Raw genomic sequence first — 15,702 nt, 5'->3', positions numbered from 1 at the left:
CTCACTTGAGACTTTCTTGCATGAGAGATCTTGGTGGGCGGCGCATCGAACGAGTGAGGGAGACGCGCATGCCCGAGACGACCCGCCGCCGCGCCCTGCAGGTGACCGGCCTGGCGATGGCCGCGGCCGCCGTTCCGGCGGGTGAGGCGGCCGCCGCCCCCCGGCGGCCTCGCGGCAGGATCGACACCCACCATCACGCCGTCCCGCCCCGGATGCGGGAGTGGGCGGTCGAGCAGGGCCTCCTCCCGCCGACCGGCGGACCGTCCTGGGCCCAGTGGACGCTGCCGAGCACCCTGCGGACGATGAACGCCAACGGCATCGCCGCCGGGGTGGCGTCCGCGCCGGTGCCCGCCGAGGTGTTCCTGGACCGGGGGATCGCCGCCTCGGGCGTCCAGGTGTGCAACGAGTCGCTGGCCGAGCTCGTGCGCGAGCACCCCACGAGGTTCGGCTTCTTCGCCAACGTGGCGATGCTCCACCCGGACCTCGCCGTCCGGCAGCTCGCCCACGCACTGGACGACCTGGGCGCGGACGGAGTCCTGCTCAACACCTCGGCCGCCGGGCACTACCTCGGAGAGCCGATGTTCGACCCGCTATGGGCCGAGCTCGACAAGCGCCGCGCGGTCGTGTTCGTCCACCCGGTCGCCCCCAAGGACCTGCCCGAGGCGCCGGGCGTCGGGGACTGGCTCGCCGACTACCTGCTCGACACGACCCGCACCGCGCTCAACCTCATCGCCGCCGGGACCCTCGACCGGTACCCGCGGGTGTCGGTCATCCTGTCGCACGGCGGCGGGTTCCTGCCGTACATGGCGGGACGGGCCGAGCGTTCGGCGCGGGAGGACGGCGGCCCGCTCCCGGCGCGGATGCGTCCGGCGCTCCGCCGCTTCCACTACGACACGGCCCTGCCGGTGTCCCCGTACGCCACACCGTCCCTGATCGCCGCCGTCGGCGCCGACCGCGTCCTGTTCGGCACCGACTGGCCGGCGAACTCCGCCCGCGAGGTCGCGCTGAACACCCGGGACCTCGACCGCGACCCGGTCCTGGACGAGCGCGCCCACCGCGCCGTCGACCGGGGGAACGCCCTGCGCCTGCTCCCCCGGCTGGCCGAACGCCTTACGTGATGCGGACGGGGAGGGTGCGGGGGCCGCGGACCTGGCCGGCGGCCCACGTGACCGCCGCCGGGTCGGCCAGGGCGAAGGACGGGACGCGCTCCAGCCAGACGTCGAGCGCCACGCGCAGCTCCATGCGGGCCAGGTGCGAGCCGACGCAGCGGTGGATGCCGAGGCCGAAGGCGGCGTGCCGGTTCACCTCCCGGTCGATGACGATCTCGTCCGCGCGGTCGAACTGGGCCGGGTCGCGGTTGGCGGCGGGGAACGACAGCAGGACCCAGTCGTCGGCCTTCATCTCGACGCCGCGCCAGGTCATGTCCTCCCTCACCAGGCGCGCCATCGTGACGGGCGCGAAGGCGCGCAGGAACTCCTCCATCGCGGTCGGCACCAGCGACCGGTCGGCGGCGAGGCGCTCGCGGTCCGCCGGCGTCCTCGCCAGGTGCCACAGCGAGGCGCCGATCGCGCTCCAGGTCGTGTCGATCCCGGCGATGAGCAGCAGCGCCATCGTCCCCGAGACGTGGGACGGGTCGAGCTTGCGCCCGTACAGCTCGGCTTCGATCAGGTAGGTGGTGAGGTCGTCGCGCGGGTTCGCGACGTGGTCGCGGATCTGCTCCAGGAGGTAGTCGAACAGCTTGTCCATGCGCGCGATGCGCTCGTCCGGGGGGAGGTTGACTCCTTCGAGGGTGTTCTCGACGAACTCGCGGAACCGGGGGCCGTCCTCGGGCGGGAAGCCGAGCATGTCGGCGATGACCCGCATCGGGATGTGCTGCGCGTACTCCTGTGCGGCGTCCACCGTCTCGCGGCCCTCGAAGGAGTCGATGAGCTCGTGGCAGTACGCCCTGGTCGCGGACTCCAGCCGCGCCACCGCCGACTTCTTGAACGCGGGCAGCAGCAGCTTGCGCGCGTCGTGGTGGAACGGCGGGTCGGACGAGATCGGCGGCGTGACGCCGACCGGCTCCACCTCGCGCGGCGGCCGGAAGTTGCTCATGACGACCGAGCGGGAGGTGAACCGCTCGGTGTCGTAGGCGACCGCCGCCACGTCCTCGTAGCGGGTCGGCAGCCAGCCGCCGCCGAACCGCTCGGTCCGCGCGACCGGGCAGCGCCGCCGCAGGTCGTCCTGGATCGGGTACGGGTCGGCGGCCCACTCCGGTTCCAGGTGGGAGAAGTCGGTCGCCCAGTCGGAGACCGGGCCGGTGACGACCTCGTTGCGCGTGCCGAGCGGACGATTCGCCCGCTCGTCCCGGAAGTCCTTGCCGAAGCGGTCGTCCGCGGTCATCTCACGCCTCCCCGAGGACGTCGATCGCACGTTCGGGGCAGTTCGCGACCGCGAGGCGCGCCTCCTGCTCCGCGCCCTCGGGGACGACTCCGTCGCCGAGGACGACGCCGTATCCCTCGTCGTCCTCGCCGAACAGGCCGGGGGCGAGGTCGTAGCAGCGGCCGTGCCCCTGGCAGCGCTTCGGGTCGATCTGCACCTTCACTGGGTTCCTCCCCCTGTCGGTCCGGGCGGCGCGAGCGCGGACACGATCCGCGCGAGCAGCGCGGCCCACTCCTCGTCCCCGACGGCGTGCATGTCCCGCGGGATGAGGGCGCTCCCCATCCCGAGCAGCAGGCAGAGGTGGGCGAGCGCGTTCGGGGAGAGCGCCGGGTCCATCTCCCCGCCCGCCTGGGCGATGCGCATCAGCCCGGCGAGCCACTCGGCGCGCTCTCCGACGTAGTCGCGCATGGGACGGGCCACGTCCTCGTCCCGGTGCGCCGCGACGAGGGCCTCCACGACGAGGTGGGCGCGGGCGTCGCGGCGGTTCGGCAGCCACCGCCCCATGGTGAGCAGCAGCTCGACGACCGGGCGGTCGGGCTCGGCGGCGAACAGCTCGGCCAGCAGCCGCCGCCCGTGCGCGCGCAGCGCCGCCACCAGCAGCTCCGCCTTCGAGTCGAAGTGCGCGTACAGGGCGCCGTTGCTGACACCGGCGGCCCGCGCGATGTCGGCGACGCGCGTCCCGTCGTACCCGCGCCGCGCGAACTCGTCGGCCGCCGCGCTCAGCAGCCGTTCGCGCGTCTCCGCGCGGGTGACGCCCGCGATGCGTCCCATACCGAAATTAAACGAGCGTTCATTTGCCGGGTCAAGGCCTCTGCTCCGGCGGAAGGCGCTGATCGTGGAAGAGCACGAGGAGGCGCGGGCTCTTCGCCGGCGCCTCCACGTGGCGGCCGCGCGGGTCCGTCACCTCAGGGCCTCGTAGTACGAATCCGCCTCCTCCTCCCTCTTCCGGCCGGCCGTGAAGAAGCCGGCGAGCGCGGCGAGCGCGGCCACCGCCTCCCCGGCGAAGCTGATCGTCTTGTCGGCGTACCACTGCGGGTCGTACATCCGCGGGATCGGGCCGATCTGCCCGAAGTCGACGAAGTAGTACAGCAGCACGGCCCCGGCCGCGCTCGCCGCGACGACGAACGCGATGGCGTACGTCCACCTCCGGGACCAGAACAGCACGAGCAGGCCCGCGACGGCCGCCGCGATGGCCTGGCCATAGAACAGGTCGTCTCCGGGGATGACGTCGCTGGGGGTGTTGGGCCCGGGGGCCATGTCGGGTGCGAAACGCCAGTGCACGACGGCGTCGGCCGCGAGTCCCGCGGCCACGAGTACACGAAGAACAATGCCCATACCCCTTGCACGGGGATGCCCGGCCGCCGGATCAATCCGGCCGAACATTTTCCCAAGTCGGGCCCGTCACTCGGGGAAGGTCTCGGCGCGGCGGGCCTTGACCCGGCGCCAGCTCCAGAAGAGGAGCCCGCAGAGGATGAAGCCGGACAGGATGAGCCCGGAACCCGTGCTCCATCCGCTGAACGGCAGTTCCCGCACGAGTCCCCAGGCCACGCCCGCGCCGAACAGCGCCAGCACGGTGAGGAGGGAGCCCGTCAGGCGCCACCAGGACGTGACGCTCTTCTCGGCCTCGCCGATCGCCTTCTCGCGGAGGGGCTCGACGTAGCGGTTCACGGCCGGGAACTCCCGGGACAGGATGAGCAGGCCCGCCAGCACGAGCAGCAGGCCCGGGCCGGGCAGGACGAGCAGCGCGACTCCGGCCAGCAGCACGGCGCCGCCGGCCACGATCACCACGCCCTGCCTGGTGGATCTCCCGTAACCCATGCCCCTCCCCGTCCTCCCGCCCGATCCGGGAGCCGCCCGGACCGGCCCCGCACCGTATCCGGTAAGGGCCGTGTACCCGTCTGGGGAGATCTTGTGCGCGGCGGGCCCGCCGAAATCCCCCGGCCCGCGCTCCGGACCCCCTCCGTGACGCCGGCACAGCGCGCTGTGACGCCCAGGGTTGTGGGGCGTTTCGTTAGGTATGCTCCACGAGCCCCTCCCAGGATCAGAGATCTTTCATGACACAGACACCCGAGGCGTCCGTCGTGGCCGAGGCGGCGGTCCCAGGTTCCGCCGAGGCGGCGGCGTCCCCCGCCCAGCGCCCGCGGGAGAAGCCGCGGACGCCGGGCGGCGCGGCTCCCCGAGCACGCGACCCCCACCTGGACAACGCCAAGTTCCTGGCGATCCTGCTCGTCGCCGGCGGGCACGGACTGTCGGGCCTGCGGGACGTCCCGCTGGCGGCGGCGCTCTGGAACTTCATCTACCTGTTCCACATGCCGCTGTTCCTCATGATCAGCGGATACCTGTCCAAGCGGTTCACGCTCACCGACGACAAGGCCGTGCGGCTGGTCGGCTCGACCCTCGCGCCCTACATCGTCTTCCAGTGCGCCTACAGCCTGTTCGCCTGGGGCGTCGGCGGGCGAGAGTTCAAGTTCGACATGCTGAATCCCTACTACCTGACCTGGTTCCTGCTGGCGCTGTTCGTCTGGCGGCTGCTCACCCCGGTCTGGCGACGACTGAAGTACCCCCTGGCGACGGCCATGCTCGTCGCCCTCCTCGGCTACATGACCGACATCGGCAGCACGCTCGACGTCTACCGGATCCTCGGGCTGGCGCCGTTCTACGTCCTCGGGCTGACGCTGTCGCCGGAGGTCGTCCAGATCGTCCGGCGGCCGTGGGCGCGGATCACCGGCGCCGCACTCCTGCTCGCCGCGTTCACCGGCGCGTACCTCACCCAGGACCGCATGAACGCGCGCTGGCTGAACTGGGACACCTCCAACGCCGACCTCGGCGTGGACGAACTCACCGGCACCCTGATGCGCGCCGGGCTGCTGGTCACCGGGACGGTGCTGATCCTCGCCTTCCTCGCGGTGACCCCGTCCCGCCGCACCTGGTACAGCGGCCTCGGCGCCGTCACCATCTACGGCTACCTGCTGCACGGGTTCGCGACGCGGCTGTTCACGTTCGAGGGCTGGAACAAGCTCGCGTGGTTCGACACGATCCCGGGCGTGCTCTCGGTCGTGCTCGCCTGCTTCGTCCTCGTCACGGTGCTGAGCACGCCCCCGGTGCGCCGCGTGACCCGCTGGGCCGTCGAGCCGGACATGCGGCCGCTGTTCGGCCGTTGACGATTCGCCTCGTCCGGGCACCTCAGGCCCCATCACACAAGGGTTACGGGGTCCTGGAACGTCGGTGAATTCGTCTCAAAGTTCCACAGACCGGGTACAGTAAAGCGTCAGTTCCCCCCTGTGCGGATCATCAGCCCTGCGAATGCCGCGCCGCCCGCGCCCCCCAGAGATCCCCCTCGGGTGACTGCAACACCTCGTTTCCGGCCGCCGTTCTGGCTGCCATGAAGAAGAAGGACGGTCGCATTGGTCATGGCGCCGCAGGGTGAGCATCGCGTCGTCGCCGTCATCCTGGCGGGTGGCAGCGGGCAGCGGATGGGCCTCAGCACCCCCAAGCAGCTCCTCAAGATCGCCGGCAAGTCGATCCTCGAGCACACGCTGGGCGTGTTCGAGGAGGCCTCCGACGTCGACGAGATCCTCGTCCTCATGAACCCCGGCTTCCTCAAGGACGCCGAGGAATGCGTGAAGAAGGCCGGCTGCACCAAGGTCAAGGCCGTGCTCCCCGGCGGCACCTCCCGGAACGCGACCACGCAGCTCGCCCTCGACGCCCTCGCCGACCACCCGGCCGAGACGACCAGCGTGCTGTTCCACGACGCGGTGCGCCCGCTGCTGTCGCAGCGCATCATCCGCGACTGCGTGTCCGCGCTGCGCGAGCACCAGGCGGTGGACGTGGCCATCCCGTCCGCCGACACGATCATCCAGGTCGACGAGGACGTCATCGTCGACGTGCCGCGGCGGGCGAACCTGCGGCGCGGGCAGACCCCGCAGGGCTTCCGGCTCGCCACCATCCGCGCGGCCTACGAGAACGCGTGGCGCGACGAGAACTTCGAGGCGACCGACGACTGCTCGGTGGTGCTGCGCTACCTGCCCGGCACCCCGATCTACGTCGTCCGCGGCGACGAGCACAACATGAAGGTCACCGAGCCGGTCGACATGTTCGTCGCGGACAAGCTGTTCCAGCTCGCCTCCTCCGAGGCCCCCGACCTGACCGAGGACGAGTACGCCGAGGCGCTCGGCGGCAAGACGATGGTCGTGTTCGGTGCCAGCCAGGGCATCGGCGCCGCCGTCGCGGAGCTGGCCCAGCGGTTCGGCGCCCGCGTCTTCGGCTACAGCCGCGGCGCCACCCGCACGCACGTCGAGCGGCCCGACGACGTCGCCGGCGCGCTCGCGCAGGCCTACTCGGCGACCGGCCGCGTCGACTTCGTCGTCAACACGGCGGGCGTGCTGCGGATCGGCCGGCTCGACGCCATCGACCCCGACGCGATCGAGGAGGCGCTGCGGGTCAACTACCTCGCGCCGATCCACATCGCGCGGGCGTCGTTCCCCTACCTCGCGAAGACCGGCGGGCAGCTGCTGCTCTACACGTCCAGCTCCTACACCCGCGGGCGCGCCGACTACAGCCTCTACTCCTCCGCCAAGGCGGCCACGGTGAACCTCACCCAGGCGCTGGCGGACGAGTGGTCCGGCGACGGCGTGCGGATCAACTGCATCAACCCCGAGCGGACCAGCACCCCCATGCGGACCGCGGCGTTCGGGCAGGAGCCCCCGCACACCCTGCTGAGCGCGGACCAGGTGGCCCGCACCTCCCTCAACGTCCTGCTCTCCAGCCTCACCGGGCAGGTCATCGACGTCCGCCGTGAAGACCCCCTCACCGGCGGCCGCTCCGGCTGACGCCGGCTCCCCCGCACACGCCCGCTCGGCCCGGCGGGCGCAGGTCCCCCCTTCCCCTCTTCAACTGCGCCACCCCCCGGGGCGCTGACCAGACGGAGGTGTGCCGTGCGGCGTCTCGTCTCCCGGTACTCGACTCTCATGCGGTACTCAACGGTGCTGTGGCTGCCCGTCACGCTCGGGCTGCTGATCGGGGCGGCCGCGGCCGGGTCGCCCTGGGCGTTCCTCGGCGCCGCCGTGCTCTGCTACGCGGCCGAGTACGCCCTCGGGCGGACGCTGCCGGACGCGGCCAGGCCGCTGCGCTGGGGCCAGATGCCCCCCGGCGCGCGGGTGCTGGTCCGGCAGGCCGCCCTCGTGCTGCTGCTCGTCCAGTCGGGCGACGCCGGCCGGCCCACGATCGTGCTGGCCGCCCTCGGCCTCCTGCTGGTCGACTGGCTCCGCGCCGCGACCCTCGCCGGCTCGGTCGCCGCGCGCCGCGTCAACCGGCTGCCTTTCGCCACCCGCAACCTCGGCGACGGCGAGCCGGCGCTCCCCGGCCCCGACACCGTCTGGCAGGCCCGGCTGATCCTCCTCCTGGAGAGCCACGCCGACCTCCCGATTCTGCTGTTCGGCACCGCCGGGATCCTGCTCGACCTCCCGGTGCTCGTGGCGGCCGGCCTCCTCGGCACCGCGGCGGCGGCCGTCGCCACCGCGGCCGCGCAGGCGCCGCGGCTGCGCCGGATGCGCGCCCTGCTCAACGCCGGCCGGATGGCCCGCGACGTGCAGCGCCGCGTGAACCGCTACAAGCCCGAGGTCGTGCTGTACTTCACCGGCCCGGTCACCACCGTCTACCAGGCCAACATGTGGCTGGAGACGCTGGAGCGGCTGGACCGCAAGGCGATGGTCCTCGTCCGCTCCCCCGAGGTCGTCGGCGCGCTCGCGCCCACCCGGCTCCCGGTCGTGTGCATCACGCGGGCCGAGGACATGATGAACTTCGACCTCGGCACCGTGAAGGTCGCGCTCTACCCGGGCAACACCGGCAAGAACCTCCACCTGCTCCGCGAGGAGCACATCAAGCACGTCTTCGTCGGGCACGGCGACAGCGACAAGGGCCCGAGCTCCAACCCGGTCAGCAAGGTCTTCGACGAGGTGTGGGTGGCCGGCCCGGCGGGCCGCGACCGCTACCGCAACTCCGACGCGGGCGTGCGCGACGAGGCCATCGTCGAGGTGGGGCGCCCGCAGCTCGGCGAGATCACCACCGAGCCGTCCGGCGGGCCCGTCCCGACCGTCCTGTACGCCCCCACGTGGGAGGGCTGGGACAACGAGCACGGCTACAGCTCGCTGCTCGGCATGGGCGAGCGGATCGTCCGGACCCTGCTGGAGCAGGGGCCGCGGCTGCGCGTCATCTACCGGCCGCACCCCTACACCGGCCGGCGGCTGCCGGAGGCGGCGGCCGTGCACAACCGGCTCATGCGGATGATCGAGCAGGCGAACCGGGGCGGCGCGGGCGGCCACCAGGTCGTGACCGGCGCGGACGCCTCCCTGTACGAGTGCTTCAACCGCTCGGACATGCTGATCACCGACATCTCCAGCGTGATCTCCGACTACATCCCGAGCCTGAAGCCGTACGTCGTCACCAACCCCGACGGGATGGACGAGAGCGCCTTCAGGGCCGAGTTCCCGTCCGCGTCGGCGGCCTACCTGCTGAGCCCGGGCTGCGGCGAGCTGGCCGACATCCTCGCCGTCGCGGCGACGCCCGGCCAGGACCCGCTGGCCGCGGAGCGCCGGACGCTCCGCGACTACCTGCTGGGCCCCGAGCACCCGGACGCCATGACGCGGTTCGCCGCCGCCGTCGACGCGCTCGCGGAGGCCGGCCCCAGGTCGACGATGTACGGGGTCTCCGGCGCGGCGGTCACGGAACACGCCTAAAGTGGTTCGCGAAGGCACTTCCCGACCTGTTGAGGGGCCATGAGCCGACCGCTGGTCAGCGTGATCGTCCCGGTGTTCCAGTGCCGGGACACGGTGGGCGGGGCCCTGGAGTCGGTGTTCGCCCAGACCCTGCCCGCCGAGCGGATCGAGGTCATCGCCGTCGACGACGGCTCGACCGACGGCGGCGGCGAGCTGCTCGACGAGCTGGCCCGCGCCCACGACCGGCTGACGGTCCTCCACCAGCCGAACTCCGGAGGCGCGGGAGCGCCGCGCAACCGGGGGCTGGAGCTGGCGTCCGGGAAGTACGTCTTCTTCCTGGACGCCGACGACCGGCTGGGCCCCGAGGCGCTGGAGCGCATGACGGCGATGGCCGAGCGCAACGGCACCGACATCGTGCTCGGAAAGCAGGTCGGGACGGGCGGCCGCAACGCGCCCAAGGTGTTCGAGCGCACGATCGAGCGCACCCACGTCCTCGACCCCGACTGCGACCTGTTCGCGCGGATGTCGATGGCCGCGCTCCAGCTGTTCCGCCGGTCGCTGATTGAGCGCGAGGGGCTGCGCTTCACCGAGGGCCTGGTGGCCCACGAGGACCAGCTCTTCACCGCCGGCGCCTACCTGAAGGCCGGCGGCGTCTCCGTCCTGGCCGACTACGACTGCTACTACTGGACGGCCCGCGAGGACGGCAGCAGCGCGACCCAGGGCAGCGGGGCCGCGCCCACCGAGCTGTACGGCGTCATCGCCCAGGCGATGCGGCAGGTCGCCGACCACACCGAGCCGGGCGAGACCCGCGACCGGCTGAACCACCGGTACCTGCGGCTGGAGGTGTTCAGCCGGCTCGACCGCCTGTACCTGGACTCCTCGCCCGACGACCAGAAGTTCACCCTCGCGAGCTGCCGCGAACTGCTGGAGGAGTGGTACACCCCCGGGCTGCGGGAGCGCTGCCACCCCCTCCACCGGGTGCTCGCGCACTGCGTCCTGCACGGCCTCGACGACGAACTGGTGGAGGTCCTGCGGTTCCGCCGCAGCGGGGCGCGGCCCCGGCTCCACCTGGAGGAAGGGCGCGCCTACCTGCAGTACCCGTTCTTCCGCGACGCCACCGTCCGCATCCCCGACGCGTGCTATGAGAGCCCCGCTCCGCCGCTGATCCGGCCCGCCCTGACCCGGCTGGCCTGGGAGGACGGCGCCCTGCTGGTCGGCGGCACGGTCTTCGTCCGCGATGTCGAGGAGGGGCGCCCGTCGGTCCGCCTGCTGCTGGAGGACGGCGACGGCGCCCGCCGCACGGTGGAGTGCGAGACCGTCCCGGCCGTCCCCACCGGCGAAGGGATCGAGGCGTCCTTCACCGCCGCGCTCAGCCCGCCTGCGGATCCCCTTCCGGACGGCCGCTGGACGGTCCGGGCCGAGGCCGAGATCAGCGGGCACGTGCGGACGGTGCCGCTGGCCAAGCCGCGCGACGTGGCCGTCCCGCGGACGGCCCTGGCCGGCACCCGGGTCCTGCGCCCGGTGCCGGTGCGCGACGGCCGGGCCCTCGTGCTGGAGGTCGGCGGCGCGCTCACGTCCGCCGACTTCGGCGTCGCGGAGGTCGGCTGGGGGCCGGGGAAGCGCGTCCGGATTCGAGCCGAGGCGCCGGCCGTCCTCGGTGACGTCCCGGCGATGAGCGTCCTGCTGCACCATGCCGGCGACGAGACGACGACGATCCGCGCCGCGCTGGAGGCCGCGCCGGACGACCCGTCCCGCCGGTGCGCCGACCTCTCGCTCGCGGGCGCGCGTCCCGGCCGCTGGCGGATCCGCTTCGCGGTCGACGGCGTGGGCGAGCCCGTCCCGGCGCGCGTCCCGGACGCGGGCGGCGTCCTCGGGCCGGTGACCGCCTCGATCGTGCCGCCGCGCCGCCTGCACGTCAGAATGGACCGCAGGACGCCGACCGTGCACGTCACCGCGCCCCTGAGGGCCATGACGAGGCGCGCGTGGCGGCGGCTGCTCCCCGGCGGGGGCACCGAACCGCGGTCCTGACCGCGTCCGCCCGCCGAACGATCCGCCCGCCGGGCATCCGCCCGCCGAACACTCGTCCGCTGAACATTCGCATGGGAAGGCACCGAATGAGCCACCGCATCCTGCCGAGCGCCCAGGTCGACCCCGGGGCGGAGATCGGCGACGGCACCACCGTGTGGGACCTCGCCCAGATCCGCGAGGGCGCTCGGCTCGGCGAGGGCTGCATCGTGGGGCGCGGCGCCTACGTCGGCGCGGGCGTGCGGATCGGCGACAACGTCAAGCTCCAGAACCTCGCGCTCGTCTACGAGCCCGCCGTGCTGGAGGACGGCGTGTTCGTCGGCCCGGCCGTCGTGCTCACCAACGACCGCGAGCCCCGCTCGGTGGACCCGGACGGCAGGCTGAAGCGCGGCGGCGACTGGGAGGCCGTCGGCGTCCACGTCGCCGAGGGCGCCTCGCTCGGCGCCCGCAGCGTGTGCGTCGCGCCCGTGCGCGTCGGCCGCTGGGCGATGGTCGCCGCGGGCGCGGTGGTGACCCGCGACGTCCCCGACTTCGCGCTGGTCGCGGGCGTGCCCGCGCGCCGGATCGGCTGGGTCGGCAAGGCCGGCGCCCGGCTCACCGAGCGCTCCGAGGGGACGTGGGAGTGCCCGCGGACCGGCGAGGTCTACGTCGAGGCGCCCGCGGGCGACGGCTCCGGCGCGACGGTCCTGACCGAGAAGGGCTGAGCGCCGGCCGCTCAGGGCTTGCCGTGGAGGTCGCGCTCCTGCCGCGTCGTCACGACGAGGTCGGGGTGCAGGCGGGCCAGCCGGCGGCCGAGCGGCACCGACGTCCGGTCCATCACGATGACGCGGACGAGCCCGCCCGTGTCGAGGCCGCGCAGGACGCGGCGCCGCGCGATGCGGGCCAGCAGGTGCGGCCGGACATGGCGGTAGAACGGCACGAAAAGGCGCCGGTGGGCGACGCGGGAGGCGCGGGTCCGCGCGCGCTCCAGCCCGGCGCCGACCCGCCCTGCCCGCGCCACCGGCCGGACGGCGATCCGCGGCAGCCTGATCAGGACCGTGTGCTCCAGCCAGGGCAGCGGATGCCTGGCCTCCGCCGCGTCGAGCCGGTGCAGGCGCACCCGCCCGTCCAGGTTCGCCCACCCGTCCGGCTCGGCGGTCACGAGGTCGACCTGCGCGCCCTCTTCCGCGAAGTACCCGGCCAGCCCGATGACCCGCTTGTGCTGGCGCTTGGGCGGCACGTTCGGGACGGGGTCCATGGTCAGCCTGGGGTCCATCGCGAGGACCAGCACCTTCGGGGCCTGCGCGCCCTGCACCGCACCGTCTCCCACTCTGATCACCCGGCCACGCCGCGCCTGCGGGCGGCGAGCTCGGTGAGCCGCCCCACGAGCGGCTCCAGCGTCACGTTCCGTTCGAAGCGGTCCGCGTAGGCGCGGGCCTCGGCCGCCTGCCGCTCGTCGAGGCCCGCCGCGGCCTTCGCCGCCGCCACCATCGACGCGGCGATGTCCGCGGGGGCGAGCCCGCCCGGGTTGAACCACAGCGGGTATCCCCGCAGCAGCTCCTCGGCCGCCGACCCCGGCGCGTGGACCGACACGATGGGGCGTCCCGCCGCCATGTACTCGAAGATCTTCCCGGACGTCACGTAGCGTCCGCCGCCGTTGAGGAAGACCAGCACGTCGGAGTCCTGGTAGACGTCGGCGAGAGCCGTCTTGGACACCGGCCCGCGGTGGTGGACGCCGGGGGCGAGCACCTGCCCGTCGGCGTCCCCGTCACCGGCCCGGCCCGCCTGCTCGTCGGCCACCGCACCGCCCCCGACCTCCTGGTCGCCGACGGCCGCGGCGGCCGCCTCGGCCGCGGCGGCGAAGCGCTTGCGCAGCTTGCCGTCGGTGGCCTGGAAGAACCCGAAATAGCCGTAGAAGTTCAGGGTGGCGGCCCGCATGTCGGAATGCGCGCGGGCCCGGGTGAACCCCTCGATCAGCTCCTCGATGGGCTGCTTGTCGGTGACCGTGCCGACGAAGGAGAAGCGCGGCGCGTGCCCGCCCGTCGCCGCGCGGGCCGCCGGGGGCGGCGCGGCGCTCAGCGGGAGCGTGTCGGCGTCCCACCCGTTCAGGACGGTCATCATGCGGTCGGCCGCGAACGGGTAGCGCTCGGCGTGCCAGCCCCGCTGGGCCTCGTTGACGTACAGGGAGTTCGCCGCGGACCGCAGCACCCTGCGCTCCCAGCGCCAGGCGGGATGCCCGTCGTCGAACATCGGCTGCTCGCTGAACTGGTCGAGGGTCCAGGAGTCCCGGTAGTCGATGATGTACGGGGTGCGGGTCAGCTTGTGGAACAGCCAGGCCGCGGCGAACGAGGAGTACGGGTTCCCCGTCGCGAGGACCACGTCGAACCTGCGCTTCGCGTGCATCCGCAGCGCCCGCCGGACGGAGTCGCGCCCCCACGAGGCGTAGTGCTCCGGGAAGACGTGCTTCTGCCCCCAGGTGTACAGCGACTGGGCCAGCTGGGGGAACGCCCCCCGGAACCGGCTGTACTCGCGCACGTTCGTCTGCCAGACGAACCGGTTCAGGTCCGGGCGCACCAGCGTGATCCGCGGGTCGACGGTCTCCATGAGCTTGTCGTCGACCGAGCCGAGCGTGTCGTACAGGAACGGCAGGGGCGCCGCGAAGACCGTGACGTCCCAGCCCAGCTCGGTCAGCCGGTTGGCGGTGGCCCGGGGCCGGTAGACGCCGCTGGCCCGCGACGGCGGGAAGTAGAAGGCGAGGTACAGAAGGCGCGGGCGTCGTTCGGTCATGGAATCATCCTCTGGCGTAGCCTGCCGGGGATCTTTCATGAGCAACGGAGTAGGAGAGGGTCGCCCCCGCGCCCGTTATCGTGTCCGCGAGTTCGGACACCGTCACCAGCGACTGCGGGTCGGCGACCACGACCAGGTCGATGGACCGGCCGCGCAGCAGTTCGCGCTCCACCATCCGGCGGCGCACCGCCGCGGCGTCCCGCCGGTAGAGGCGGGCCAGCCGGCGGTCGACGGGACGGGCCAGGCGCCTGCGGTACGCGGAGTCGATCCGCTTGCCCAGTCCGCGCAGCGGGCCGGGGAAGAGCACGCGCAGCAGCAGCGCCGGGATCCGGTAGAGAAGGATCCGCACCGCGGCCGGACGGTAGCGGCGTTCGAGCGCGGGCAGCTCGACGGCCTCGACGCCGTCCGGCAGCGGGTCCTTCGCCCACGTCGACGTCTTGCGCACCAGCACGGCGGCGCTGCCGCCGTCCCCGACGACCTGCGCCGCCTCCCGGACGACCGCGGGCCGGCGGGAGGCGCCGAGCGCGACGAACAGAACGTTCACGCTTCTTCTCCCCCGTTCGCGGCACCGTCGCCCTGCGGGAACCAGTGCCGGTAGTGCGCTTCGGCCACCGTGCGGTGCCCGAAGCGTCCGTCCAGGATCTCGCGGGCCTTCGCCAGGTCGAGGCCGTCCGGGAAGCGGTCGCACAGGCGGCGGTAGCCCGCGACGATCGAGCCGGAGTTCTCCTCGACGTCGATCATTTCCCCCGCGGCGGTTTCTATGCCGGCCAGGGTGCGCTCGGGTCCGCCGCACCGGGTGACGAGCACCGGCAGGCCCGCCGCGACCGCCTCGATGATCGTCACACCGAAGGTCTCCCACCGGGCGGGGTGGACGAGCAGGTCGTGCTCCCGCATGAGCCGCGTGGCCTCGTCGGGGGCGACCGCGCCGAGGAACGACACCGCGTGGTCGACGCCGAGTTCGGCGGACCGCTCCTCCAGCTGCCGGGCCAGCACGCCGGGCCCGGCGATGGTCAGCGTCAGCCCGGGGTCCTCGGCGAGGCACTCGGCGAACGCCTCCAGCAGCCAGCCGACGCCCTTGCGCTCGACCAGCGTGCCGACGTACAGCCAGCGGCGCAGCTCGGTGACGGGAGCCGGGCGGGGCCGGTCGAACGAGATCGGGTTGGAGATCATCTCGATCTTGTGGGCGAGCGCCGGGAACGCCTCGGCGAGCGTGTCCCGCAGCACGTCGGTGACCACGAGGAAGCCGGTGCAGCGCTCCAGGACCTGCTCGTACATCTCCCGCGAGTCGGGCTGCTCCAGGACCTTGTCCAGGAAGGACGCGTGCTCGGTGACGAAGACCCGCGCGTCCGGGCGGGCGTTCTCCAGCGCCGTCCAGCCGCCGCGCAGGCCCACGTGCGCGTGGACCACCGGCGCCGGGATCGGCTCGCCGCCCAGCGCCTCGCGCAGCCACCTGGCGTGCTCGACGGCGAGTTCGGCGAAGGTGTAGTCCGGCACCGTCGGCACCGGGATCCGCAGCAGCCGGGCCCCCGCGACGTCGGGCGCGGGGTGCAGCGCGACCGGCAGGAGGCGCCGGTGCGCCTCGCGCGCCGCCTCGACCTCCTCCTGCGGCTGCCGCATCAGCCACGCCTCGGTGTGGTAGACGGTGACGTCGCCGCAGCCCGGGGCCGTCGCCTCGACCATCGCCTGGACGAAGGCGCCGGCCCACTCCTGCTTCGGGTTCGGATACCAGGGGGTGACGACGGCGACGTCCCGGCCGCCGTTCCTGTCCGCCGCCATC

The 15,702-nt window shown here is 73.2% G+C and carries 15 protein-coding genes; 6 read left to right on the top strand and 9 right to left on the bottom strand.

Annotation, left to right across the window (positions count from 1 at the left end; all coding sequences use genetic code 11):
- Positions 1–68 precede the first annotated feature (68 nt).
- Positions 69–1,118, top strand: a complete 1,050-nt coding sequence (locus AB0C21_RS04535; protein ID WP_500202666.1) for an amidohydrolase family protein — start codon at positions 69–71, stop codon at positions 1,116–1,118.
- On the opposite strand, the gene AB0C21_RS04530 is transcribed toward AB0C21_RS04535, so the two are convergent.
- The 5 genes from AB0C21_RS04530 to AB0C21_RS04510 all read right to left on the bottom strand — a co-directional run bounded on the left by AB0C21_RS04530 (position 1,111) and on the right by AB0C21_RS04510 (position 4,239).
- Positions 1,111–2,382 carry a cytochrome P450 gene (locus tag AB0C21_RS04530; protein ID WP_500202665.1) on the bottom strand — a complete coding sequence of 424 codons (1,272 nt, stop codon included), beginning with the start codon at positions 2,380–2,382 and terminating at the stop codon, positions 1,111–1,113. The two genes, AB0C21_RS04535 and AB0C21_RS04530, sit on opposite strands and share 8 nt — an antisense overlap.
- 1 nt (position 2,383) lies before the next feature.
- The gene (locus AB0C21_RS04525; RefSeq protein ID WP_500202664.1) at positions 2,384–2,584 is read right to left on the bottom strand and encodes a ferredoxin; all 201 of its coding nucleotides are present in this window, start codon (positions 2,582–2,584) and stop codon (positions 2,384–2,386) included.
- A complete protein-coding gene (locus tag AB0C21_RS04520) occupies positions 2,581–3,192 on the bottom strand; it encodes a TetR family transcriptional regulator (protein ID WP_500202663.1) in 612 nt (203 codons plus the stop codon). The genes AB0C21_RS04525 and AB0C21_RS04520 overlap by 4 nt, the downstream gene beginning before the upstream one ends.
- A gap of 129 nt (positions 3,193–3,321) precedes the next feature.
- Positions 3,322–3,732, bottom strand: coding sequence for a hypothetical protein (locus tag AB0C21_RS04515; RefSeq protein ID WP_500202662.1), 411 nt, complete (start codon positions 3,730–3,732; stop codon positions 3,322–3,324).
- A gap of 90 nt (positions 3,733–3,822) precedes the next feature.
- Positions 3,823–4,239: a PGPGW domain-containing protein gene (locus AB0C21_RS04510; RefSeq protein ID WP_500202661.1), complete on the bottom strand. Its 417-nt coding sequence runs from the start codon at positions 4,237–4,239 to the stop codon at positions 3,823–3,825.
- Between the two features lie 236 nt (positions 4,240–4,475).
- On the opposite strand from AB0C21_RS04510, the gene AB0C21_RS04505 reads away from it, so the two are divergent.
- The 5 genes from AB0C21_RS04505 (at position 4,476) to AB0C21_RS04485 (ending at position 11,863) form a co-directional block, all read left to right on the top strand.
- On the top strand, positions 4,476–5,582 hold the full coding sequence (locus AB0C21_RS04505; RefSeq protein WP_500202660.1) for an acyltransferase family protein: 1,107 nt from the start codon (positions 4,476–4,478) through the stop codon (positions 5,580–5,582).
- 249 nt (positions 5,583–5,831) lie between these two features.
- Positions 5,832–7,250 carry an SDR family NAD(P)-dependent oxidoreductase gene (locus tag AB0C21_RS04500; protein WP_500202659.1) on the top strand — a complete coding sequence of 473 codons (1,419 nt, stop codon included), beginning with the start codon at positions 5,832–5,834 and terminating at the stop codon, positions 7,248–7,250.
- 138 nt (positions 7,251–7,388) lie between these two features.
- The gene (locus AB0C21_RS04495; protein ID WP_500202658.1) at positions 7,389–9,155 is read left to right on the top strand and encodes a CDP-glycerol glycerophosphotransferase family protein; all 1,767 of its coding nucleotides are present in this window, start codon (positions 7,389–7,391) and stop codon (positions 9,153–9,155) included.
- 39 nt (positions 9,156–9,194) lie between these two features.
- Complete coding sequence (locus AB0C21_RS04490; protein ID WP_500202657.1) at positions 9,195–11,162, top strand: glycosyltransferase family 2 protein; 1,968 nt, start codon at positions 9,195–9,197, stop codon at positions 11,160–11,162.
- Between the two features lie 86 nt (positions 11,163–11,248).
- On the top strand, positions 11,249–11,863 hold the full coding sequence (locus AB0C21_RS04485; protein WP_500202656.1) for an acyltransferase: 615 nt from the start codon (positions 11,249–11,251) through the stop codon (positions 11,861–11,863).
- A gap of 11 nt (positions 11,864–11,874) precedes the next feature.
- On the opposite strand, the gene AB0C21_RS04480 is transcribed toward AB0C21_RS04485, so the two are convergent.
- Genes AB0C21_RS04480 through AB0C21_RS04465 form a run of 4 tightly spaced genes read right to left on the bottom strand, consistent with a single transcriptional unit; the run spans position 11,875 to position 15,701 of the window.
- Complete coding sequence (locus AB0C21_RS04480) at positions 11,875–12,468, bottom strand: hypothetical protein (protein WP_500202655.1); 594 nt, start codon at positions 12,466–12,468, stop codon at positions 11,875–11,877.
- A gap of 5 nt (positions 12,469–12,473) precedes the next feature.
- Positions 12,474–13,925, bottom strand: a complete 1,452-nt coding sequence (locus tag AB0C21_RS04475) for a glycosyltransferase (protein WP_500202654.1) — start codon at positions 13,923–13,925, stop codon at positions 12,474–12,476.
- Positions 13,926–13,929: 4 nt separating this feature from the next.
- Complete coding sequence (locus AB0C21_RS04470; protein ID WP_500202653.1) at positions 13,930–14,469, bottom strand: hypothetical protein; 540 nt, start codon at positions 14,467–14,469, stop codon at positions 13,930–13,932.
- A complete protein-coding gene (locus AB0C21_RS04465) occupies positions 14,466–15,701 on the bottom strand; it encodes a glycosyltransferase family 4 protein (RefSeq protein ID WP_500202652.1) in 1,236 nt (411 codons plus the stop codon). Before AB0C21_RS04465 ends, AB0C21_RS04470 begins: the two co-directional genes overlap by 4 nt.
- Position 15,702: the final 1 nt, after the last annotated feature.

Source organism: Spirillospora sp. NPDC049024 (genome assembly GCF_040649235.1).
Classification (GTDB): Bacteria; Actinomycetota; Actinomycetes; order Streptosporangiales; family Streptosporangiaceae; genus Spirillospora.
This window is presented reverse-complemented; position numbering and strand designations above follow the sequence as displayed.